This window comes from Pseudomonas sp. C9D1, assembly GCF_056491235.1.
Window position 1 is genome coordinate 836038 of record NZ_JBSZIE010000001.1, and the last position, 21622, is coordinate 857659.

20 protein-coding genes and 2 pseudogenes are annotated in these 21622 nt (G+C 68.1%); 16 read left to right on the plus strand and 6 right to left on the minus strand.

The features are described from left to right. Positions 1 to 355: 355 nt before the first annotated feature. Both ACXI0U_RS03895 and ACXI0U_RS03900 read right to left on the minus strand, forming a co-directional pair. Positions 356 to 1048, minus strand: a complete 693-nt coding sequence (locus ACXI0U_RS03895) for a pseudouridine synthase (protein WP_431483734.1) — start codon at positions 1046 to 1048, stop codon at positions 356 to 358. Then, entirely contained in the window at positions 1048 to 1254 is a 207-nt protein-coding gene (locus tag ACXI0U_RS03900) for a cysteine-rich CWC family protein (RefSeq protein WP_184491969.1), read from the minus strand. Before ACXI0U_RS03900 ends, ACXI0U_RS03895 begins: the two co-directional genes overlap by 1 nt. A 317-nt stretch (positions 1255 to 1571) precedes the next feature. Between ACXI0U_RS03900 and pcsA the strand changes: the two genes are divergently transcribed. The 4 genes from pcsA to ACXI0U_RS03920 all read left to right on the plus strand — a co-directional run bounded on the left by pcsA (position 1572) and on the right by ACXI0U_RS03920 (position 6337). Continuing rightward, a complete protein-coding gene (gene pcsA / locus ACXI0U_RS03905; RefSeq protein ID WP_021216986.1) occupies positions 1572 to 2294 on the plus strand; it encodes a phosphatidylcholine synthase in 723 nt (240 codons plus the stop codon). 132 nt (positions 2295 to 2426) lie between these two features. Then, positions 2427 to 2963, plus strand: coding sequence for a hypothetical protein (locus ACXI0U_RS03910; RefSeq protein WP_043246146.1), 537 nt, complete (start codon positions 2427 to 2429; stop codon positions 2961 to 2963). Positions 2964 to 3551: 588 nt separating this feature from the next. Further along, positions 3552 to 4916, plus strand: coding sequence for a glutamine synthetase family protein (locus tag ACXI0U_RS03915; protein ID WP_431483735.1), 1365 nt, complete (start codon positions 3552 to 3554; stop codon positions 4914 to 4916). 110 nt (positions 4917 to 5026) lie between these two features. After that, on the plus strand, positions 5027 to 6337 hold the full coding sequence (locus ACXI0U_RS03920) for an NAD(P)/FAD-dependent oxidoreductase (protein ID WP_265167848.1): 1311 nt from the start codon (positions 5027 to 5029) through the stop codon (positions 6335 to 6337). Positions 6338 to 6523: 186 nt separating this feature from the next. On the opposite strand, the gene ACXI0U_RS03925 is transcribed toward ACXI0U_RS03920, so the two are convergent. Continuing rightward, positions 6524 to 7495, minus strand: coding sequence for an IS110 family RNA-guided transposase (locus ACXI0U_RS03925; RefSeq protein ID WP_350446189.1), 972 nt, complete (start codon positions 7493 to 7495; stop codon positions 6524 to 6526). Positions 7496 to 7929: 434 nt separating this feature from the next. Next, a complete protein-coding gene (locus tag ACXI0U_RS03930) occupies positions 7930 to 8718 on the minus strand; it encodes a helix-turn-helix transcriptional regulator (RefSeq protein ID WP_479549788.1) in 789 nt (262 codons plus the stop codon). A 151-nt stretch (positions 8719 to 8869) separates the two neighbouring features. On the opposite strand from ACXI0U_RS03930, the gene ACXI0U_RS03935 reads away from it, so the two are divergent. The 3 genes from ACXI0U_RS03935 to ACXI0U_RS03945 all read left to right on the plus strand — a co-directional run bounded on the left by ACXI0U_RS03935 (position 8870) and on the right by ACXI0U_RS03945 (position 12327). Next, the gene (locus ACXI0U_RS03935; RefSeq protein ID WP_479549789.1) at positions 8870 to 9685 is read left to right on the plus strand and encodes a carbon-nitrogen hydrolase family protein; all 816 of its coding nucleotides are present in this window, start codon (positions 8870 to 8872) and stop codon (positions 9683 to 9685) included. Between the two features lie 114 nt (positions 9686 to 9799). Further along, positions 9800 to 11122, plus strand: coding sequence for an APC family permease (locus ACXI0U_RS03940; protein WP_479549790.1), 1323 nt, complete (start codon positions 9800 to 9802; stop codon positions 11120 to 11122). Positions 11123 to 11250: 128 nt separating this feature from the next. Then, on the plus strand, positions 11251 to 12327 hold the full coding sequence (locus tag ACXI0U_RS03945) for a bifunctional transcriptional activator/DNA repair enzyme AdaA (protein ID WP_021216995.1): 1077 nt from the start codon (positions 11251 to 11253) through the stop codon (positions 12325 to 12327). Positions 12328 to 12487: 160 nt separating this feature from the next. On the opposite strand, the gene ACXI0U_RS03950 is transcribed toward ACXI0U_RS03945, so the two are convergent. Continuing rightward, positions 12488 to 13876, minus strand: coding sequence for an MFS transporter (locus ACXI0U_RS03950; protein WP_374980110.1), 1389 nt, complete (start codon positions 13874 to 13876; stop codon positions 12488 to 12490). 151 nt (positions 13877 to 14027) lie between these two features. Then, positions 14028 to 14936: a LysR substrate-binding domain-containing protein gene (locus ACXI0U_RS03955; protein WP_423498450.1), complete on the minus strand. Its 909-nt coding sequence runs from the start codon at positions 14934 to 14936 to the stop codon at positions 14028 to 14030. Positions 14937 to 15235: 299 nt separating this feature from the next. On the opposite strand from ACXI0U_RS03955, the gene ACXI0U_RS03960 reads away from it, so the two are divergent. From ACXI0U_RS03960 to ACXI0U_RS04000, 9 genes and pseudogenes are all read left to right on the plus strand, one after another. Then, the gene (locus ACXI0U_RS03960; protein ID WP_479550024.1) at positions 15236 to 15901 is read left to right on the plus strand and encodes an acyl-CoA dehydrogenase family protein; all 666 of its coding nucleotides are present in this window, start codon (positions 15236 to 15238) and stop codon (positions 15899 to 15901) included. A 150-nt stretch (positions 15902 to 16051) separates the two neighbouring features. After that, positions 16052 to 16354: a hypothetical protein gene (locus tag ACXI0U_RS03965; RefSeq protein WP_479549791.1), complete on the plus strand. Its 303-nt coding sequence runs from the start codon at positions 16052 to 16054 to the stop codon at positions 16352 to 16354. Positions 16355 to 16444: 90 nt separating this feature from the next. Continuing rightward, complete coding sequence (locus tag ACXI0U_RS03970; protein ID WP_479549792.1) at positions 16445 to 16780, plus strand: hypothetical protein; 336 nt, start codon at positions 16445 to 16447, stop codon at positions 16778 to 16780. Between the two features lie 81 nt (positions 16781 to 16861). After that, positions 16862 to 17143 (plus strand): annotated as a pseudogene (locus tag ACXI0U_RS03975) (CoA transferase); the annotation flags it as partial. Between the two features lie 222 nt (positions 17144 to 17365). Then, positions 17366 to 17782: pseudogene (locus ACXI0U_RS03980) on the plus strand (CoA transferase); the annotation flags it as partial. A 76-nt stretch (positions 17783 to 17858) separates the two neighbouring features. Then, positions 17859 to 17999 carry a hypothetical protein gene (locus ACXI0U_RS03985; protein WP_479550036.1) on the plus strand — a complete coding sequence of 47 codons (141 nt, stop codon included), beginning with the start codon at positions 17859 to 17861 and terminating at the stop codon, positions 17997 to 17999. 44 nt (positions 18000 to 18043) lie between these two features. Then, a complete protein-coding gene (locus ACXI0U_RS03990; protein ID WP_479549793.1) occupies positions 18044 to 18841 on the plus strand; it encodes an enoyl-CoA hydratase-related protein in 798 nt (265 codons plus the stop codon). Next, on the plus strand, positions 18838 to 20373 hold the full coding sequence (locus ACXI0U_RS03995) for a 3-hydroxyacyl-CoA dehydrogenase (protein ID WP_479549794.1): 1536 nt from the start codon (positions 18838 to 18840) through the stop codon (positions 20371 to 20373). The genes ACXI0U_RS03990 and ACXI0U_RS03995 overlap by 4 nt, the downstream gene beginning before the upstream one ends. Continuing rightward, positions 20373 to 21575, plus strand: a complete 1203-nt coding sequence (locus ACXI0U_RS04000) for a 3-oxoadipyl-CoA thiolase (protein ID WP_479549795.1) — start codon at positions 20373 to 20375, stop codon at positions 21573 to 21575. Before ACXI0U_RS03995 ends, ACXI0U_RS04000 begins: the two co-directional genes overlap by 1 nt. Positions 21576 to 21622 lie beyond the last annotated feature (47 nt).

A 21622-nucleotide genomic window follows, 5' to 3' on the forward strand; every position in this document is an offset into this window, starting at 1 on the left:
TTTTTCAGTAACTTAGGTCGAAAAAGAGCAGGGCATCCAGCGCCCTTGGAGGGGCCGGAGCTGCGCTTTGACCAGGCAGGAAACCTATGTCGGCGGGTGAGCGCCGGGGTGTTGCGGATCGCTTGGAAGGTTGTGGTGACTCATGGGTCACACTCTGACCTTCGGTTTGGATTCAAGCAGAGGTCAGTTACCCCCGCAAGCGCGAATCAGCACTTTTTCCGTGCAGCCCGTCGGGTGATGAAGAAAAGGCTGCCGCTCTGTTTCGCGCCTTGCCACCGGATGGTCATCTCCGATGTTCCTCAGAGGAGAGGGAAGGGGAGAAGTTGCAGTCGATTAGGCGCCGGCCGTCGGTCCCTTAGAAGAGCTCGATCTCGTCCGCGCTCAGGGCGCGGTACTGGCCGGGCTGCAGGGCCGGGTCGAGGTGCAGCTCGCCCATGCTTTCGCGGTGCAGGCGCAGCACCTTGTTCTGAAAGTGGCCGAACATGCGCTTGACCTGGTGGTAGCGGCCTTCGTGCAGGGTCAGCCGGGCGGTGCGAGGGGCGAGGATCTCCAACTGCGCGGGGAGGGTGGTGAGGTCCTCGTAGGCGAAGTAGAGACCACGGGCGAAGGTCTCGATGCAGGCCGGGTTGATCACCTGTTCGGTTTCCACGGTGTAGACCTTGGGCTGCTTGGTCTGTGGCAGGGTGAGGCGGCGTGACCAGAGGCCGTCGTTGGTGATCAGCAACAGGCCGGTGGTGGTGAGGTCGAGGCGCCCGGCCAGGTGCAGCTCATGCTTGTCGGGCTCGTCCAGCAGGTCGAGCACCGTGGGGTGTTCGGGGTGCTCGGTGGCGCTGACCCAGCCGGCCGGCTTGTGCAGCATGAAGTAGCGCGCCGGCTTGCCGGGCTGTACTTCGCGCTCGTCGAGGGTAACGCGGTCGAACACCCGCACTTCGAGGCTGCCGTTGGTGACCACGGCACCGTTGACCCGCACGCGCCCCGTGGCCAGTTGCAGGCGCGCGGCCTGGCGGTTGAGGTCGGGGAGGTTGCCGAGCAGGCGGTCGAGGCGCATCAGGTGGGTTCTTCGGGGGGCAGCAGGCGGGCGCAGCGGGGGCAGAGGCAGGCCTTGCCCTGGGCGTCCAGCGGGATGCGACGCAGGGCTTCGGGGGCGATCGGCGTGCTGAAGCACCAGCAGGGCTGGCCGCTGGCGGCTTCCTCGGCACAGTCGTTGGCCTGGCCGCAGAGCGGGCAGCGCGAAGGATCGGGGGGCTGGTTCATGCCGGTAGCGGGAGCCGTGGAAAAGGTCGCTAGGGTGCAGCGTGCTGGCAGCCGATGCAAGCCGCGCAGGATGGCCGTTGACCGATAAGCGGCGGCGCCCGGTGCAGCGCCCGTCGCAGAGCCTCCCGAGTGGGCGGAGCAGGGCGCCGGTCGGAAGAATTTGTGGGTCCCTGTGAATGACCTAGCAGCGAATTAGTAGCGCAGAGAGTAAGATTTTCGGCATTGTGCGCATCTTCGTCGGCATCGCCCGATGAACGCGTAAGAAATTCCAGTTGTCTACGGACTATCGCCACCTACTCAGCGGAACAGAGACCCACGTGTCCACACAAATCAATACGGTCAACAAAGCCAAGGCCTGGTCTGCACATGGCGTCACCGCCACCGGAGTGGTGCTGGCGCTGATGGCCATCCTCGCCCTCTTCGACAACCAGCCCCGCGACTGCCTGCTTTGGCTCGGCGCGGCCCTGCTGGTAGACGGCCTGGACGGCAGCTTCGCGCGCAAGGTCCAGACCAGCACCATGCTGCCGAACTTCGATGGCTCGACCCTCGACCTGGTCATCGACTACCTGACCTACGTGTTCATCCCCGCGCTCTTCATCTACCGCTACGTGCCGCTGCCGGACTACACCGTGCTGCCCACCGTGAGCCTGATCCTGGTGTCGTCGCTGTTCTGCTTCTGCAACCTGAACATGAAGAGCAGCGACAACTACTTCGTCGGCTTCCCCGCCGCCTGGAACGTGGTAGCGCTGTACCTCTACCTCATCGACCTGCCGCCGGTGGCGAGCTTCGCGATCATCTGCGTGCTGGCTGCGCTGACCCTGACCAAGCTGAAGTTCCTGCACCCCTTCCGCGTGCGCAAGCTGATGCCGCTGAACATCACCGTGACCTTCGTGTGGATGCTCAGCAGCATGTTCCTGATCATCCAGTACCCCGACCTGAAATCCATGATGGTCGCGCTCTGGGGCCTGTCCTCGGCCTACTTCGTCGGCGTGTGCCTGTGGCGCAGCCTGATGGACTGGAGCGGCAAGCTGCGCGCCTGATCCGTGCCTGTTGCACAAGAGCCCGTCCCCGCGACGGGCTTTTTTGTGGGCGCGACGAGCCGGGGGCGCATGGCCGGCTGGGCGACTTGCCTATATCCTTCACGCCTTTCCCACCCGCAGGACCCTTTCCAGATGAAAACGCAGCTGATCGAACTCATCACCAAAATCAGCTCGGGCTGCATGTCGGCAGAAGAAATCGACACGATCGCCGACGAAGCCAGCCAAGCCTTCGCCGATCCCGAAGCCTTCCTCGCCGCCAACCCGGACATCAACTACGACGACAGCTTCACCATTCCCCTGGGCGAGTGGGTGGTGGTCGGCAGCCTGCCGGAAACCGTGCTCTTCCACGCCGACGACTACCCGGACCTGCTGCAGCAGATCATCGATTCCTTCGGCCCGGAGGTGACCTTCAATATCCAGCCCAAGCAGCTGAAGAAGGTCGACCCGCTGCGCGCCATGCACCGCATCCAGGTGCAGCTCAGCGCCCTCTACCCGGAGAAGGGTGGTTATGTGCTGGTGGGCTTCAGCGACCCGATGGAAGACGACATCCTCCAGGCCGTGCTGGTCTACAAGCAGGATGTGGCCCGCGTGCTGGAACTGGCCGATGAGCTGCAGATCGATGCCGTGGAAGTCTATGAATCCATGAAGGGCGCGCAGGACGACGATTGAGGCTGGATGCTTGTCTGTAGGAGCGAATTCATTCGCGATCGGGCCTGTGCCTAGTGCCATCGCGGTTGAAACCGCTCCCACAAGAGCAGAGCGAGCCCAGACTGTGGAAAGGGCCGCTCTGCGGCCCCGGGCGAATGAATTCGCCCCTACAGGTCGTGCGCACCCTCTTCGCTCTTTGTTTAGCGCCGGCTGAACAATAGATAGGAAAAACTGGATTTTAAGCACCCTTGGCGGCGTGCGAGGCTCGTGCCATTCCATATCCAGGCGCCCCACAATGGGTTTTCCCCCGTCACTGATTGCACCACCCGAGCCCCTCGCCGCACCGGCGGGGCGCGGGCGGCGGTGCGAGCGCCGGTGGCCGGGGCAACCCAGCGTCTCCCTTCCCCTCGAACTGGCCTTCTGGGCCCTCTGGCACTGCCGCCACGCGCGCCCGCCGGACGCTGCTCCCTTCTGATCGCCGGCCGGTTCCCGCTGCGGAAACTGGCCTACCTTGATGACGATCCGTTCCCGAACGCACGGCTGCACAGTGTTTGCATGGCCTTGCCCGGGATCATCACCTGCGCCCGTCGCGGCGCTGAAGAGAGCCAGATGAAATTCGCCACAGAGCAGGAAGCCCGAGACTTTCTCGACCAGAACCCCGATATCGACGCCTTCGAGCTGTTCATCCTCGACGCCAACGGCGTACCACGGGGCAAGCTGCTGCACCGCGATGAGTTGCTCGCCGTGTACCAGAGCGGCCGGCCGCTGCCGAGCACCATCCTCGGCCTCACCCTCAATGGCGACGATGTGGAGAACTCCGGCCTGGTCTGGGACGTGGGCGACATCGACTGCCGCGCCTACCCGCTGGCCGGCAGCCTGGTGCGCATGCCCTGGCGCCGCATGCCCACCGCCGCCGTGCAGGTCAGCATGCACCCGAGCGAAGGCATTCCCGCCGCCATCGCCGACCCGCGCCATGTGTTGATCGAGGTGATCGAGCGGCTCAAGGCCGATGGCTTCCACCCGGTGATGGCCTGCGAGCTGGAGTTCTACCTGCTGGACCAGAAGCCCGATGCCCAGGGCCGCCCGCAACCGGCACTGGATGGTGACGGCCGCCGCCCGCGCACCACCCAGGTCTATGGCCTGCGCGAGCTGGAGCAGATCGAGCCCTTCCTCGCCGACCTCTATGCGGCCTGCAAGGCCCAGGGCATTCCCGCCCGTACCGCCATTTCCGAATACGCGCCGGGCCAGGTTGAAATCACCCTGGAACACGGCGACGCGCTGGAGGCCATGGACCAGGCCGTGCGCTACAAGCGCCTGGTCAAGGGCGTGGCCAACGCCCACGGCATGCAGGCCTGCTTCATGGCCAAGCCCTTCGATCACCTGGCCGGCACCGGCATGCACATGCACGTCAGCCTGGCCGATGCGCAAGGCCGCAACCTGTTCGCCAGCGAAGACCCGGCCGGCACCCCGCAACTGCGACTGGCCGTGGGTGGCATGCTCGCCTCCCTGCTGGATTCGCTGCTGCTGTTTTGCCCCAACGCCAACTCCTACCGCCGCTTCCAGGCCAACAGCTACGCGCCCCTGGCGCCCACCTGGGGTGTGGATAACCGCACCGTCAGCCTGCGCGTGCCCGGCGGCCCGGCCTACACCCGCCACATCGAACACCGCATCTGCGGCGCCGACGCCAACCCCTACCTGGCGGCGGCCGCCATCCTCGCCGCCATCCACCGCGGCATCCGCGACGAGATCGACCCGGGCGAGCCGGTGGAAGGCAACGGTTATGCACAGGCCAAGGAGTTGCTGCCCACCGATTGGCTCACCGCGTTGCAGGCCCTGGAGAACTCCAGCTGGGCGCGCGAGGCCCTAGGGCCGGAGTTCCTCGGCGTCTACCTCGCGGTGAAGCGCGCCGAGTACCGCCAGTTCATGGCCGAAGTGGGCGAGCAGGACTGGCGCTGGTACCTCAACCAGGCCTGATGCCCGGCCAAGCCGCCCCTGCGTGTGCGGGGCGATGGCTGTTGTGCTGCCTCGAGCAGGAAAACCGAATTCGTACAGAGAAGGCCCCCGAGGGCCTCGCAGGAACCGAAATGAATGTCGCATTGAAGACCACGCCCAGCGCCGAGCGCTGCGCCTCCTACTACACCGCCACCCTCAATTCCGAGACCGACTACCCCACCCTGCAGGGTACGGTGGAGGCTGACGTGGTGATCATCGGCGGCGGCTTCACCGGCGTCGCCACCGCCGTCGAGTTGGCCGAGCGCGGCCTCAAGGTCGCCCTGGTGGAAGCGAAGAAGATCGGCTGGGGCGCCACCGGGCGCAACGGCGGCCAGGTCACCGGCAGCCTCTCGGGCGACGCCGCCATGCGCAAGCAGATGCGCAAGCGCCTGGGCGAGGAGGTGGATGACTTCATCTGGCACCTGCGCTGGCGCGGCCACGCGATCATCAAGAACCGGGTGGAGAAGTACGGCATCGCCTGCGACCTCAAGCACGGCCACCTGCACGCGGCGATGAAGCCGGCCCATATCGACGAGCTGCGCGAATCCTTCGAGGAGGCCCAGCGCCGCGGCATGGGCGACGACGTGACCCTGCTCGACGCCGCCGGCGTGCGCCAGCACCTGGAAAGCGACCTGTACCTGGGCGCGCTGAAGAACACCCGCAACATGCACCTGCACCCGCTCAACCTGTGCATCGGCGAAGCCCGTGCGGCAGAGAGCCTGGGGGCGATGATCTTCGAGCATTCCGAGGTGCTGGAGATCGTCCACGGCGAGCGCCCGGCGGTGGTCACCGCCCAGGGCCGCATCAACGCCCGCCAGGTGCTGCTGGCCGGCGACGTGTACCACAAGCTGGAGCCGAAGAAACTCAAGGGCATGATCTTCCCGGCCATGGGCGGCATCGTCACCACCCGCCCGCTGGGCGAGCTGGCGGAGCGCATCAACCCCCAGGACCTGGCCGTCTACGACTGCCGCTTCGTGCTCGACTACTACCGCCTCACCGCCGACAAGCGCCTGCTGCTGGGCGGCGGCGCCAACTACTCGGGGCGTGACTCGCGGGACATCGCCGGCGAGCTGCGCCCGGCCATCGAACGCACCTTCCCGGCGCTCAAGGGCATCGAGATCGACTACCAGTGGAGCTGCGCCATGGGCATCGTCATCAACCGCATCCCGCAGCTGGGCAAGCTCTCGCCCAACGTCTGGTACTGCCAGGGCTACTCCGGCCACGGCATCGCCACCACCCACATCATGGGCGAGATCATGGCCCAGGCCATGACCGGCAGCCTCGGCCACTACGACACCTTCGCCGACTGCTCGCACATCAAGGTTCCCATGGGCGACGTGTTCGGCAACCCCATGCTCGCCGTGGGCATGTGGTACTACCAGATGCTGGAAAAACTCCGCTAAAGGCCCGTAGCCCGGGCTTCAGCCCGGGTGGCCCGTGCCAACCGCATGGGATTCGCCGAGCTCATCCCATCCTACGGGGGCCTTGCCCGCTCCCTTTGGGAGCGGCTCCAATCGCAAAGCGCTCCGCGAATGAACTCACTCTCACACGGCACGATGTCGGTAGCCGAGTAGATACCGTCTTGATCCCTAGTGAGCAAGGGCCAGTTTTACGTCGTACGGCTGGCCCGATTTCAAGACGCCATAAGCGATGTTCAGCAGCTTACGCATCGCTGCGCAGATGATCTGCATGCCGGTCTTGCCCTTGGCTCTGAGGCGTTCTCTCATCGCTTTGATCGCCCCGTTGTGCTGCAGGGCGCAAACGGCAGGCATGTACAGCCCAGCACGCAGCCGCGATGAGCCCATCTTGGAAATGCGGGTCTGCCCCCGGTACTTACCAGACTCCTGCAAACGCGGGTTGAGCCCGGCAAAGGCGGTAATCGCGCGACTGCTGGTGAAGCGATGAGGGTCGCCCAGCTCCGCCAGGATCAGGGCGGCTGTCTTGTCCGCGATGCCATCGATGCTGGTCAACAGATCACGTTTGCCACGCAGATCCGGGTCATTGTCGATGTGGTCGTTGATGGCCTTGAGGGTTTCCTCGATCTGTTGCTCGATGTGCCGCAACACTGAGCGGATCGACTCCTGCACGCTGGTATCGGCCACCTCCAGGCGATTGCTCTCCATCTGCTGGATTTCCTGCAGATCCGCCAGGCGCCGCATCAGTGCTTTCAGGCGCCGTATGGCGCGAGGTTCAGGCTGCCAGGGCCGTAGCTCGTCTTGGTGGCGCTCGCCGTATTCGGCGATCAGCTTGGCGTCGACCTTGTCAGTTTTCACGCGCTGCAGCTGACTGCGGGCGTAGTGAGCGATCTGCGCAGGGTTGAGGACGCAGACCCGATAGTTCTGCTCCAGCAGCCATTCGGCCAGGGCTTCATGGTGGATGCCGGTGGCTTCCATCACGACCCAGGCACCCGCCTCGCTGTGCTTGTTCAGCCACTCCTGCAGCGTGCGAAAGCCCGCCTCGCTGTTGGCCAACTTGGCCTTGGTGCGGTACTTGCCGTTCGCCTGCAGGGTGGCGATATCGAACGTGTGCTTGGCAATGTCGATACCAATGACACTGGGCATGTGAGCTCCTCCTGATCTTTTCAGACACGATCATCACTGCACCCGGCCCAACCTTGTGAATGCGAGCTCTGGGCTCAAGATACCGTTCGGGCTGTTCGAGTGAGTGTGGAGGGGCGGAGCACTATCTACGTCGCAGGCTCAGGGCCTAAGGGTGGACACGACTTCCAGCCCCTCCCCCGATGATCAGTCGGGAACTATTACCCCTGAAGGGGTAGTTAGTCGAGATACAAGGGTGGACGTCGCTTTTCACGTCCACCAGCGGTGTTGCCGGTGGCTCCGACGGTGGACCGGTGAAGCGTGGTCCACCCTACGCCCGGCAAGGGGCGTCGGCGCTTTTTATGGGAGCGGTTTCAACCGCGAAAGGTAGGAGCGCCGGGGCTGATCGCCAGCGAATTTCCCCCCAGGGGCCGCAGCGCTCCCTACGCCCTCGCGGCCTACCCCCGCTGCGCCTTGAGAAACAGCGAGAACAGCTCCGACTGCGACTTGATCCCGAGCTTGGCGTAGATGTGCTTGCGGTGGACCTTCACCGTCTCCGCCGAGATGGCCAGCTTGCGCGCCACTTCCTTGCTGGAGCAGCCGCTGAGCATCAGCCGGGCGACTTCCAGTTCGCGGGCGGTGAGGGCGCTTTCCACCTGCTGGCCCACCTGCTCCAGCTGCACTTCCCAGTTCGGCGCCGGTTGCGGCGCGCGGGTCAGCAGTTCGCGCTCGAAGGCCAGGCGCTGGCGCATCAGCGCCGTCACCCAGGGTTCCACCAGGCTCAGCAGGGCGATCTGCTCGGGGGTGAAGGCCTGGCGTGAGCCGAGGGACAGGCACAGGGTGCGGCCGCCCTCCAGCGTCACGTTGAACTGCAACTCGTCGGCCACCACGTTGAGGCGGTGGTAGCGCTGGTAGTAGTCGGTCTGCTCGAAACACTCCGGCGCCACGTCGGCCAGGCGCAGCAGGCCGCCACGGTTGCTTTCGCGGCTGTGGATGTAGAAGGGGTCGAGCAGGTAGAGGCCGTCCAGGTAGTCCCGGAACAGCAGGTCCGGCTCGCCGTCCTCGCCCGGGCATTCGGCGAACACCTGGGGCCGGCCCTCGCTGAACAGCAGCGCCACCCAGCTGTCGTGGGGCACGTACTGGCCGAGGGTGCGCACCAGGGCGACCCAGAAGCCCGGGGCGTCCATGGCTTCGATCAGTTGCCCCACCGAGCGGTGCCAGGCGATGTCCTGAAGGCTCAACGTCATGCTTCTACCCCTGATGGGTTACCACGCGGGCGTAATTTCACCGGAAGCGTCGGCGGTTCCATACTTCGGGAACACCCGGGACCGACGCAGCGCGCATTCTGACCGGTTTGCGCAATCAGGTCTCGTGCCAAGACAAGAATCAGGAGTCCCCATGAAGGTCGAACTCGTCCAGCTGGCCGGTCGTGACGGCGATACCGCCTACAACCTCGCCCGCGCCCTGGAAGCCATCGCCGCCTGCGCCGCCGACACCGATCTGGTGGTGTTCCCGGAAACCCACCTGATGGGCTTCCCCGCCCGCGAGAACATCGCCGCCGTCGCCGAGCCGCTGGACGGCCCCACCGTCCAGGCCGTGCAGCGCGCCGCCCGCGAGCGCGACGTCGCCGTGGCCATCGGCATCGCCGAGAACGACGCCGGCACCTACTACAACACCACCCTGCTGATCACCCCCGAAGGCATCGCCCTGAAGTACCGCAAGACCCACCTCTGGGCCTCCGACCGCGGCATCTTCACCCCCGGCGACCGCTACGCCACCTGCCTGTACAAGGGCGTGCGCGTGGGCCTGCTGATCTGCTTCGACATCGAGTTCCCCGAGAGCGCCCGCGCCCTTGGCCAGCTCGGCGTCGAGCTGATCATCGTCACCAACGGCAACATGGACCCCTACGGCCCCACCCACCGCACCGCGATCATGGGCCGCGCCATGGAGAACCAGGCCTTCGCCGTGATGGTGAACCGCGTGGGCGAGGGCGACGGCGGGCTGGTGTTCGCCGGTGGCAGCGCCGTGGTCGACCCCTTCGGCCACCTGCTGCTGGAAGCCGGGCGCGAGGCGTGCCGGCAGGTCATCGAGCTGGACCTGGCCCAGCTCGCCGCCGCCCGCAGCGATTACCGCTACCTCGACGACCGGCGCATGGTGCTGCCGGGCGAGATGCGCGAGCACGCCGACGGCCGCCGCGAGCTGCTGATTCCCTGACCCTGATTTGACGGGCGCCCCCGATGCGCCCGCATTGCCGCCTGCATTGGGCGGTCGCTTCACCTTCGCCGACTTCGGCTCTGCCATAACAACCAACAATTCGGAGTAGCAGTAATGGCTCGTCTTCAGCGCACCCTGTCGCTGGGGTCCGTGGTGCTGTTCGGCATCGCGTACATGACCCCGATCATCGTCCTCGGCACCTTCGGCATCCTCGCCGACGTCACCCAGGGCCTGGTTCCCGCCGCCTACGTGGCCGCTTCACTGGCCATGCTGTTCACCGCGCTTAGCTATGCACGGATGGCCGCGGCCTTCCCGGTGGCCGGCTCGGCCTACACCTACGTGCGCAAATCCATCAGCCCCAAGCTGGGCTTCCTCGCCGGCTGGGCGGTGCTGCTGGACTACCTGTTCCTGCCCATGGCCATCTGGCTGATCGGCGCGGCCTACCTGCATTCGGCCTTCCCCGGTGTGCCCCAGGCGGTCTGGGTGCTGGCCTTCATCGGCGTCACCACGGCCATCAACGTGGTCGGCCTGAAGCTGGCGAAGAACATCAACGGCGCGCTGATGCTGGTGCAGTTCCTGGTGCTGCTGGCCTTCGTCGCGCTCTGCGTGCACTACGTGCTGGGCGATGCCAGCAAGCCGCTGTGGTCCCTGGCGCCCTTCGTCGGCGAGGGGCTCAACCTGCCGCTGGTGATGAGCGGCGCGGCCATCGCCTGCTACTCCTTCCTCGGCTTCGACGCGGTGAGCACCCTCACCGAAGAGACCCGTGACCCGAGCCGCACCATCCCCAAGGCGATCCTGCTGATCACCCTGGTCGGCGGCCTGATCTTCATCGCCACCTCCTACTTCGTACAGCTGGCGCACCCCTCCATCGAGTTCCAGAGCGCGGACTCGGCGGCCTACGAGATCGCCCGCAACATCGGCGGTGATGTGTTCGTCTCGGTGTTCCTCATCGGCCTGATCGTCGGTCAGTTCACCTCGGGCCTCTCCGCCCAGGCCAGCGCCTCGCGCCTGCTGTTCGCCATGGGCCGCGACGGCGTGCTGCCGCAATCCCTGTTCGGCCGCCTCAGCGAGCGCTTCGGCACCCCGGTGGGCAGCATCGTGCTGTGCGGCGTGGTGGCCCTGCTGGCACTGGAGATGGACGTGACCACCTCCACCTCCTTCATCAACTTCGGCGCCTTCCTGGCCTTCAGCCTGGTGAACCTGTCGGTGATCTTCCACTACTGGCTGCGCAGCGATCAGCGCGGCCCGCGCGAGGCGCTGCTGTTCGTGGTGTGCCCGCTGATCGGCATGGTCTCCACCCTGTGGCTGATGATCAGCCTCGACCACCTGGCCATCATCCTCGGCCTGTCCTGGCTGGCCATCGGCGTGATCTACCTCGCCTGGCTCACCGGCGGCTTCCGTCGCCAGCCGCCGGAACTGCACTTCGAAGAGGCCTGACGGCCGCGCCGGGGAGGGCGGGTACCGTGCTCGCCCGCCCGGCGGAATAGACGCCCGATCCGAGGCGGCAAAGGTCGGTTTCCTGGCATAAAGTGGGCGCTCTTTTTCCCACGGTTCCGGAGCCGGCCATGGATGCCCCGCTGTTCGATTCGCTACCCGATGACGAGACCCTGTACCAGGCGCTGCTGGAGCGCGACCCGGCCTATGAGGGCTTCGCCTTCGTCGGGGTCAAGAGCACCGGGGTGTTCTGCCGCCTGACCTGCGCTGCGCGCAAGCCCAAGCGGGAGAACTCGGTGTTCTTCGGCAGCATCAAGGCCTGTGTCGAGGCGGGCTTCCGTCCCTGCCTGCGCTGCCGCCCGCTGGACCAGGTGGGCGCCCAGGAGCCGCTGGTCAAGGAGCTGATCGCGCTGCTGGAGCAGGACCAGGAGCGGCGTTGGCTGGAGGGCGACCTGGTCGCCCTCGGCCACGACCCGTCCACGGTGCGCCGTGCCTTCAAACGCCACTTCGGCGTGACCTTCCTGGAGATGGCCCGCCTGCGCCGCATCGGCCACGGCCTGGCCCAGCTCTCCGCCGGGGCGCGGGTGGTGGACGCCCAGGTGACCGCCAGCTTCGATTCCGACAGTGGTTTCCGCAGCGCCTTCACCCGCCTGCTGGGCGAGCCGCCGTCGCAACTGCGCGGGCGCGAGCTGCTCAAGGCCGACTGGCTGGAAACGCCCCTGGGCGTGATGCTGGCGGTGGCGGATGCGCAATCCCTGCACCTGCTGGAGTTCTTCGACCGGCCGGCCCTGGCCAACGAATTGAAGAACCTGCAGAAACTCACCGGCACCAGCATCGGCTTCGGCCGCTTCGCCCCCATCGACCAGATCGAGGCGGAGCTTTCGCGCTATTTCGCCGGCGAGCCGGTGGTCTTCGCCACGCCGCTGGCCATGGGCGCCTCGGCCTTCACCCGCAGCGTGTGGCAGGCCCTGCGCGAGATCCCCTTCGGCATCACCTGCAGCTACGCCGACCTGGCCCGCGCCATCGGCTCGCCCTCGTCGGTGCGCGCCGTGGCCCGTGCCAATGGCACCAACCAGATCGCCATCGTCATCCCCTGCCACCGCATCATCGGCTCCGACGGTTCCCTCACCGGCTACGGCGGCGGGCTGTGGCGCAAGCGCTGGCTGATCGAGCATGAGCGGCGGATGGGGCGTGCGGTCCCGGGCTGAAGCCCGGGCTACTTGGCTGGCGCGTGCCTCCTCGTAGGAGCGAGCTCTGCTCGCGAAGCTGCTGGCGATGCTGCGCACCGCTTGGCGACTGAAGTCGCCCCTACAGGGAATGTGCCAGGTGCAACCCGCGTGGCGTGCACGCGGGTCGTGGGGGCGGCGGTCAGGCCGGGTTGGTCTGGCCGATGCGGGCGTCGCGGCGGGGCTCGGCTTCGGCATCCGGGTCGCCGTTGTCCCGCTCGGCGGTGGAGAGTTCGCTGGCGCGGTGGCCGGTGATGCGCAGCAGGGCCAGGGTGCAGACCAGCGACACCACTGCGTAGAGCGCCGAGGCGATGGCGACGCCGACGATGCTGCCCGTGGAGTTGAGGATCCACTGGGCCAGCAGCGGGGTGCCGCCGCCCACCAGCAGCGAGCACAGCTGATAGGCCAGCGACAGGCCGGAGTAGCGCACCCGGGTGGGGAAGGCGCGGGCCAGGATGCCGCCGATGGCGCCGTAGAACATGGCGTGGGGGATGGTCGCCAGGCACATGCCGACGGCGGCGATCCAATACACGTTGGTTTCCACGGCGAAGAACATCGCCGGCATCAGGATGAACTCCGGTAGCACCATGATCGCCACTGCCTTGCGCATGTCGATGCGGGTGGTCAGCAGCGCGCCGATGGGCTGGCTGATGAACTGCACGATCAGGGCGATGACGATGATGCTGAGGAAGGTGCTCTGGCTGTAGCCCAGGGTCTTGGTGGCCCAGGACAGGGCGAAGGTGCTCTTGAAGTAGGTAACGTGGATCACCGGCAGGGTGCCCGCGCCGAGCAGCACCACCAGCCAGTGTTTGCGCAGCACTTCGAGGATCGGCAGCTTGGCGGTCTTCTTCTCGCGCATCAGGCGCTGCATATCCGCCGACTCTTCCAGGGTCAGGCGGATCACCATGCCGATGATCACCAGCATGGCCGAGAGCAGGAAGGGCACGCGCCAGCCCCATTGCAGGAAGTCCGGCATGGGCAGGCTGCTCAGGGCGAAGAAGGCCAGGGTCGCCAGCAGGTTGCCAGTGGGCGAGCCCTGCTGGGCGAAGGCGGCGTAGAGGATGCCCTTGCCCTTGGGCGCGCTCTCGCTGGCGATGAGGATGGCGCCACCCCACTCGCCGCCGACGGCGATGCCCTGGATCACCCGCAGGAACACCAGCGCCACCGGCGCCCAGACGCCGATCTGCGCGTAGGTGGGCAGCAGGCCGATGCCGGTGGTGGCCAGGCCCATCATGATCAGGGTGATCACCAGGGTGGTCTTGCGGCCGATGCGGTCGCCCAGGTGGCCGAAGATGATGCCGCCCAGGGGCCGGGCGATGAAGCCGGACCAGAGCGTGGCGAAGGACAGCAGGGTGGCGACGCCCGGGTCCATGTCGGCGGGGAAGAACACCTTGCCGAAGACCAGCGCGGCGGCCAGGCCGTAGATGTAGAAGTCGTACCACTCGATGGTGGTGCCGATGAAGGAAGCGATGCCCGCCTTGCGGGCCTTGCGATGCTGTTCCCGGTCGTCCGGGTGCAGGGCGTGGTTCATGGACTCCACCTCTTTGTTGTTTTTATCTGGCGAACCAGCCGTATGCCCGCCGGTGCAGGCAAGGTCGTGGCGGGGTGGCTGGTGCGTGGTTTGGGACTCGAGTCGAGCCGGAGTCTAGGAGCGCAGGCAGTAAATCAATAGTCGTTTGTTCTTATGGCGCGATAACCGAATCCGTATCGTCGCCGGGCAGTTGCTGCAGCAGCCGGGCAAGGAAGGCATGGGCCGCTTCGGGGGCGTTTTCCTCGCTGAACAGGGCGTGGATCTCCGACTGTGCGCCGGCTTGCTTCAGCGGTACGCCGACCACGCCGGGCCAGGCGCGGCAGAGGGATTCCGGCAGCAGCGCGACGCCCATGCCCTGGCCGACCATGGCGGCGATGGTCTGCCACAGCCGCGCCTCGTGGCGGATCTGCGGGCTGAAGCCGGCCGCCACGCAGCAGGCGATGATCAGGTCGTGGTAGTGCGGTGCCGCCGGGCGCGGGAAGAGGATGAAGGGCTCCTCGCGCAGTTCGCCCAGGTCGAGCCTCGCCGCACCGGCCAGGCGATGGCCCGGCGGCAGGCAGCAGAGGAAGGGCTCGGCCAGCAGCGGCTCGGCGCGCAGCCCGGCCGGCAGCGGGCCGCGATGGACGAAGCCGATGTCGATCTGCCCGCGCTGCAGGGCCAGGGCCTGCTCGGCGCTGTTCATCTCCTGCAGCACCACCTCCATGCCCGGGTGCGCCTCCTCGAAACGGCGCACCGCCGCCGGCAGGCCACGGTAGAGCATGGAGCTGACGAAGCCCACCCGCAGCCGCCCCAGCGCGCCCTGGGCCGAGCGCAGGGTCAGGCGCCGTGCCTGCTCGGCCTGCTGCAACAGGCTACGGGCCTCGTCCAGCAGCACCTGGCCGGCGGCGGTGAGCTTCACCGACTTGTTGGTGCGCACCAGCAGCTGCACGCCCAACTGTTCCTCCAGCTTCTTGATGTCGAAGGACAGCGCCGGCTGGGAGATGAACAGGCGCGCGGCGGCGCGGCCGAAGTGCAGTTCCTCGGCGACGGCGATGAAGTAGCGAAGCTGCTTGAGGTCCATCCGATGCCCCTTTCAACGATATGTTTTTCTTATCGTATGGGCTTTTTATTCTATTGGATACTTATCGAAGGGCTTCCTAGTCTCGGCGCACGACAAGAAAGGAGTGACGCCATCAACGCCCTGCTCGAACGCCCCGTCATCGACGACCTGAACATCCCCGACAGCAGCGGGATGAACCTCTTCGATGCCGACCCCGATCTCGCCCGCCTGCTGTCCCTGTACCTCCCCGAAGCAGTGCTGGCGCCCCGGCTGCCGCGCCTGAGGCGCTGGGTGCCCGTGCCGGTGGCGGGTTCCACCGCCTGGCTCTCGGCCGACAAGAGGACCCCCCGGTGCTGGCCAGCCGCACCCGCCGTGGCGAGGACCTGCAGCGAGTGCTCAAGCACCCCGACTACGTGGCCCTGGAGCGAGTCGCCTACGTGGAGCTCGGCCTGGCCTCCATGAGCCATGTAGCGGACGGCCCGCCGCCCTTGATCAAGTACGCGTTGACCTACCTCTTCGTGCAGGCTGGAGTTCGGCCTCTGCTGCCCCGCCCGGTGAGCATGACCGACTCACTGACCCGCACCCTGCGCAAGTACGGCGCCCCCGAGCTGGTGGAGCGCTACCTGCCCAGCCTGGCCTCGCGGGATTTCGACACCCTGTTCCAGGGCGCCATGTTCATGACCGAGCAGGCTGCCGGTTCCGACGTGGCACGCACCCGCACCCGCGCCCGCCTCGAAGGCGGCCAGTGGACGCTGCACGGTGACAAGTGGTTCTGCTCCAACCCGGACGCGGACCTGGCCATGGTGCTGGCGCGCCCCGAGGACGCCCCCGAGGGCGGGCCGGGGACAAGCTGTTTCCTGCTGCCCAGGCTCCGGCCGGACGGCAGCCGCAACGCCTATCGCATCGTGCGCTTGAAGGACAAGCTTCGGCACCCGCTCCATGGCCAGCGGCGAGATCGTCCTTGGAGGGCGCCACCGCCTACCTGATCGGCGAGGTGGGGCGCGGCTTCCAGCAGATGGCCGACATGGTCAACATGTCGCGCCTGTCCAACGGCGTGCGCGCTGCCGGGCTGATGCCGGGCGCTCAACGAGGCGCTGTTCGTCGCCCGCCACCGCCAGGCCTTCGGCAAGCGCCTGGTGGACATGCCGCTGATGCAGCGCCCGCTCAAGCAGATGCTGCCGGCCGAGCAGGCCCGCTCCCTGTACATGCAGATCGCCACGCTGCTGCCCCGCGCCGACGGTGGCGATGAGGCGGCGCAGAAGTGCGTGCGCATCCTCACCCCGCTGATCAAGTTCCGCGCCTGCCGCGATGCCCGCGGGTCACCGGTGATGCCATGGAGGTGCGCGGCGGCGTCGGCTACATCGAGGAATCGGAGCGATGCGCGGCTGGTGCGCGACGCCCACCTGGGCCTCCATTTGGGAGGGCAACCAGCAACATAGTCGCCTTGGACATCGCCCGCGCGGTGACCCGCGAAGGCGCACTGGAGCCCCTGCTGCACCACCTGCAAGGCCGTGCTGGACGAAGCCGCCTTGCCGTCGCCCGCCGACCAGTTGCTGTGCGACTGCCTGGCCCGTGCCGTGGGCACCATTCGCCGTGTCGCCGAAGAGCGCCGCCACCAGCAGGTACGCCAGGCCGGCAGTGCCCTCTACCACGTCGTCAGCGCCGTGTTCATGGCCTGGGAAGCTTCGCGCCTGGCCCCTGACCACCGCCGCCTGGCCCTGGCCCTGCTGGTGCTGCGCCACCGCGTGCAGCCTCGCGACCCGCTGGAACTGGACGGCGAGGAGGCGAGCGATGCGCTGCTGCCGCGCCTGCTGGAAGAAGGGCCGCTGAGCCTGGACGACGCCCTGACCCTGCTGCCCCACTGACCCGCTCGATGAGACCGACACCTGACGACGAGCACTCCCCGAGGCGCCCTGCAGGGCGTCAAGGTCATCGACCTCAGCCGCGTGCTGGGCGGCCCTTACTGCTCCCAGGCCCTGGCCGACCACGGTGCCGAGGTGATCAAGCTGGAACCGCCGGCCGGTGACCGAGACCCGTGGCGGGGCCCGCCCTTCGAGGGCGACACGGCCTCCTACTTCCGGGGCATCAACCGCAACAAGAAGGGCCTGGTGGTGGACCTTGGCCAGGCCGAAGGCCTCGACCTGCTGATGCGCCTGCTGGAAGACGCCGACGTGCTGCTGGAGAACTTCAAGCCCGGCACCCTGGAGCGCTGGGGCATCGGCTATGCCGAGGTGCTGGCCGAGCGCTTCCCCAGGCTGATCCATTGCTCGGTATCCGGCTTCGGCGCCGACGGCCCCCTGGGCGGGCTGCCCGGTTACGACGCGGCTGATCCAGGCCATGGCCGGGCTGATGAGCGTGAACGGTGAAGCCCAGGGTGGGCCGCTGCGGGTGGGCCTGCCGGTGGGTGGACATCACCCACTGGGCTCAACGCCCTGGCGGGCATCCTCCTGGTGCTGCACGAGCGCGAGCGCAGCGGGCGTGGCCAGTCCGTGGACATCACCCTCTACGACTGCGGCATCTCCCTGTTGCACCCGCACCTGCCCAACGTATTTCGGCTCCGGCCGGGTGACTCCGCGCAGCGGCAACGCCCACCCCAATATCGCCCCCTACGACAGCTACCGCACCGGCGGCGAGCCGATCTTCCTCGCCGTGGGCATGCCGCCAGTTCGCCCGGCTTTGCGAGCACCTGGGTGCCGAAGCACTGCTGGACGACCCGCGCTTCGTCGACAACGGCAGCCGCTCGGTGCACCGCGAGGCCCTGCAAGGCCGCGCTGGAAGGCTACCTGGCCGGGCACCACGGCCCGCCCCTGGCCGAGGCGCTGATCCGCCTGGGCGTGCCCTGTGGCGCAGTGGCCACGGTGGACCAGGTGATCGCCCACCCGCACACCCTGCACCGCGGAATGCTGGTGGAGCTGGGCCATTACCGCGGCATCGCCTCGACCAGTGAAGTTCTCGCGCACCCCGGCGCAGTACCGCAGCCCGCCGCCGGCCCTGGGCGAACACAGCCGCGAGCTGCTCGATGGCCTTGGCCTGGATGCCGTGTGCATCGACGACCTCGTCCGGCGCGGCGTGGTGCGCGGCTGACGCACCCCCGTTTCCCCTGCACAGAGAACTGATCGGAGATCGTCATGACGGTCCATGAAGAACGCTTTTGCCCGCCGCCACCGCTGCGGCTCGAACACCCCGGCCCCGGCATCGCCCTGCTGACGCTGGATCGCCCGGAGCGGCGCAACGCCCTGGACATGGCCCTGCGCCGTGCCCTGGCCGACGCCGTGCAGGGCCTGGACGACGACCCCGAGGTGCGGGCCATCGTCATCAGCGGCGGCCCCACGGTCTTCGCCGCCGGCGCCGACCTGGGGGAGCTGGTGGAGGCCGGCCCGCTGCAGGTGCAACAACGGCGCGTGGAGCGTTATTGGCAGGCCCTGGCGCAGTGCCGCAAGCCGCTGATCGCCGCGGTCAACGGCCTGGCCCTCGGTGGGGGCTGCGAGCTGGCGCTGCATGCCGACCTGATCGTCGCCGGCGCCACGGCGCGCTTCGGCCAGCCCGAGGTGCGCCTCGGCATCATGCCCGGTGCCGGTGGCACCCAGCGGCTGGTGCGGGCGCTGGGCAAGTACCGGGCGCTGCGCCTGCTGCTGACCGGCGCCCTGGTGGGCGCCGAGGAGGCTCTGGCCATGGGCCTGGTCAGCGAGCGGGCCGACGATGACGCGCTGCCCCGCGCGCTGGCCCTGGCCGAAGAGATCGTCCGCCTGCCGGCGCTGGCCGTGGCGCAGATCAAGGCGGTGGTGCGCGATGGTGCCGACCTGCCCCTGGAGAGCGCGCTGCTGCTGGAGCGCCAGGCCTTCCAACTGCTGTTCGACAGCCAGGACCAGAAGGAGGGCATGCGCGCCTTCCTCGCCAAGCGCGAGCCGGAGTACCAGGGCCGATGAACGGGAACGAGACCACCCACCTCGGCGTGGTCGGCTGTGGCGCCATGGGCCAGGGCATCGCCCAGCTGGCGGCCTGCGCCGGCCTGCAGGTGCGGCTGCATGACATGCGGCCCGAGGCGGCAGCACAGGCCGGCGAACGCATCCTTGCCGAGCTGGAGAAGCAGCGGGACAAGGGCCGGGTCAGCGACGCCCAACTGGAACAGGCCCGCCTCGGCCTGCTGCCGGTGGAAGGGGTGCAGGGCCTGGCCGGCTGTCAACTGGTGGTGGAGGCGATAGTTGAGGAGCTGCCCGCCAAGCAGGTGCTGTTCCGCCAGCTGGAGGCGCTGCTGGGGGATGAGGCGATTCTCGCCAGCAACACCTCGTCGCTGTCGATCACCGCCATCGCTGCGTCCTGCGAGGCGCCGGGGCGAGTGGCCGGGCTGCACTTCTTCAACCCGGTGCCGCGCATGCGCCTGGTGGAGGTGATCCCCGGGCTCGCCACCGACGAGGGCGTGGTCGAGCGCCTGCTGGCGCTGGTGCGGCGGCTGGGGCACCAGCCGGTGCGGGCGCAGGACTCGCCGGGCTTCCTGGTCAACCATGCCGGGCGCGCCTATGGCACCGAGGCGCTGCGCATCCTCGCCGAGGGCGTGGCTGCACCGGCCGAGGTGGATGCCTTGTTGCGCGATGGCGCGGGCTTTTCCATGGGCCCCTTCGAGCTGATGGACCTGGTGGGCCTGGATGTCAGCGTGCCGGTCATGGAGTCCATCTACCGGCAGTACTACGAGGAGGCGCGCTACCGTCCGCACCCCATGCTGCGCCAGCGCCTGGCCGCCGGCCACCTGGGGCGCAAGAGCGGGCGTGGCTTCCATCGCTATCCACCGCCCGACGCTGTGGAGCAACCACCGATCGTGGCGTTGGATGGGCCACGGATGCCGGTGTGGCTGGGCCTGGACGAAGGCTTCGACGCTGCGCTTCTGCGCCCCTGGCTGGAAGGCCTGGGCGCGGTATTGGAGGAGGGCGAGCGGCCTTCCGCTGGGGCGCTCTGCCTGCTGGCGCCCCTGGGCCTGGATGCCACCGAGGCGGCGTTGCACCTCGAACTCGACCCCACCCGGGTGGTGGCCTTCGATGCCCTGGCCGAGCGGGCCTCGCACCGTTGCCTGATGTCCACGCCCGTCACTCGGCCGGACTGCCTGGAGGCCGCGCGAGCCCTGTTCGCGGCCGATGGCGCCAAGGTCACGGTGATCCGCGACAGCGCCGGCTTCGTGGTCCAGCGCACCCTGGCCGGCATCGTCAACTTGGCCTGCGACATCGCCCAGCAGGGCATCGCCACGCCGGCCGATATCGACCTGGCCCTGCACCTGGGCCTGGGTTACCCACTGGGCCCACTGGCCTGGGGTGACCACCTGGGCGCCGCGCGGGTGCTGTCGATCCTCCAGCGCCTGCACGCCCTCAGCGGTGACCCGCGCTACCGCCCCAGCCCCTGGCTGCGCCGCCGCGCGCGGCTGGGCCTGTCTCTGCTGCATGTCGATGCCCCCTTCCAAGGAGAACGCTGATGCTCGATGCCTATATCTATGGCGGCCTGCGCACGCCCTTCGGCCGTCACGGCGGCGCCCTGGCACCGGTGCGCCCGGACGATCTCGCCGCTGGCCTGCTGATGCCGGTGCTGACAGCCGTCGGGTTGCCGCTGGAGGCGCTGGATGAGGTGATCCTCGGCTGCACCAACCAGGCCGGGGAAGACAGCCGCAACCTGGCGCGTAACGCCCTGCTGGCGGCCGGGCTTCCCGTGCGCGTGGCCGGCCAGACGGTCAACCGCCTGTGCGCCAGCGGCCTATCGGCGGTGGTCGACGCGGCGCGGGCGATCACTTGCGGCGAAGGCCGGCTGGTCCTGGCCGGCGGCGCCGAGAGCATGTCGCGGGCGCCCTTCGTCATGGCCAAGGCGCAGCGTGCCTTCAGCCGTGACCTGGAGGTGGCCGACAGCACCATCGGCGCGCGCTTCGCCAACCCGCGCCTGGTGGCGCGGCACGGCGCCCATTCGATGCCGGAGACGGGGGACGAGATCGCCCGCGCGTTCGGTATTTCTCGCGAGGCCGCGGACCGCTTCGCCCTGGCCTCGCAGCTGCGCTACCAGGCGGCGCTGGAGGCGGGCTTCTTCGCGGGCGAAATCCTGCCGGTGGAGATTGCCGGGCGCCGCGCGGGCGAGGTCACGCGGGTGGAGCGGGACGAGCATCCCCGCGCCGACATCGACCTGGCCAGGCTGGCCGGGTTGCCGGCGCTGTTCCCGGGAGGCGTGGTCACCGCCGGCAACGCCTCGGGCATCAACGATGGCGCTGCCCTGTTGCTGCTGGGCGACCGCGCCATCGGCGAGCGCCACGGCGTGCGGCCGCTGGCGCGGGTGCTGGCCAGCGCCAGCGTCGGTGTCGAGCCGCGGATCATGGGCATCGGCCCGCAGCCGGCGATCCAGCTGGCGCTGCAACGCGCCGGCCTGACGCTGGGCGAGGTCGACCTGATCGAAATCAACGAGGCCTTCGCCCCGCAGGTGCTGGCCTGCCTCAAGGGGCTGGGCCTGGAGGCGGACGACTCCCGGGTCAACCCCCACGGCGGCGCCATCGCCATCGGCCATCCGCTGGGCGCCTCCGGCGCGCGCCTGGCGCTGACCGCCTGCCGCACCTTGCAACGCAAGAACCTGCGCTACGCCGTGGTCAGCCTCTGTGTGGGGTTGGGCCAGGGCGTGGCCGTGGTCCTGGAGCGCACCTGAGCGCTCCCTGACGAAGGGGCGCCCCCCGGCGCCCCGAGCCTTGGAGA

What these genes read in the sequence shown, in the direction of transcription:
- ACXI0U_RS03920 (WP_265167848.1), top strand. Translation starts at nt 5,027, where the DNA reads ATGAATGTCGCATTGAAGACCACGCCCAGCGCCGAGCGCTGCGCCTCC.
- ACXI0U_RS03955 (WP_423498450.1), bottom strand. Translation starts at nt 14,936, where the DNA reads ATGGACCTCAAGCAGCTTCGCTACTTCATCGCCGTCGCCGAGGAACTG.
- ACXI0U_RS03895 (WP_431483734.1), bottom strand. Translation starts at nt 1,048, where the DNA reads ATGCGCCTCGACCGCCTGCTCGGCAACCTCCCCGACCTCAACCGCCAG.
- ACXI0U_RS03940 (WP_479549790.1), top strand. Translation starts at nt 9,800, where the DNA reads ATGGCTCGTCTTCAGCGCACCCTGTCGCTGGGGTCCGTGGTGCTGTTC.
- ACXI0U_RS03925 (WP_350446189.1), bottom strand. Translation starts at nt 7,495, where the DNA reads ATGCCCAGTGTCATTGGTATCGACATTGCCAAGCACACGTTCGATATC.
- ACXI0U_RS03990 (WP_479549793.1), top strand. Translation starts at nt 18,044, where the DNA reads ATGACGGTCCATGAAGAACGCTTTTGCCCGCCGCCACCGCTGCGGCTC.
- ACXI0U_RS03910 (WP_043246146.1), top strand. Translation starts at nt 2,427, where the DNA reads ATGAAAACGCAGCTGATCGAACTCATCACCAAAATCAGCTCGGGCTGC.
- ACXI0U_RS04000 (WP_479549795.1), top strand. Translation starts at nt 20,373, where the DNA reads ATGCTCGATGCCTATATCTATGGCGGCCTGCGCACGCCCTTCGGCCGT.
- ACXI0U_RS03950 (WP_374980110.1), bottom strand. Translation starts at nt 13,876, where the DNA reads ATGAACCACGCCCTGCACCCGGACGACCGGGAACAGCATCGCAAGGCC.
- ACXI0U_RS03935 (WP_479549789.1), top strand. Translation starts at nt 8,870, where the DNA reads ATGAAGGTCGAACTCGTCCAGCTGGCCGGTCGTGACGGCGATACCGCC.
- ACXI0U_RS03945 (WP_021216995.1), top strand. Translation starts at nt 11,251, where the DNA reads ATGGATGCCCCGCTGTTCGATTCGCTACCCGATGACGAGACCCTGTAC.
- ACXI0U_RS03930 (WP_479549788.1), bottom strand. Translation starts at nt 8,718, where the DNA reads ATGACGTTGAGCCTTCAGGACATCGCCTGGCACCGCTCGGTGGGGCAA.
- ACXI0U_RS03900 (WP_184491969.1), bottom strand. Translation starts at nt 1,254, where the DNA reads ATGAACCAGCCCCCCGATCCTTCGCGCTGCCCGCTCTGCGGCCAGGCC.
- ACXI0U_RS03915 (WP_431483735.1), top strand. Translation starts at nt 3,552, where the DNA reads ATGAAATTCGCCACAGAGCAGGAAGCCCGAGACTTTCTCGACCAGAAC.
- ACXI0U_RS03995 (WP_479549794.1), top strand. Translation starts at nt 18,838, where the DNA reads ATGAACGGGAACGAGACCACCCACCTCGGCGTGGTCGGCTGTGGCGCC.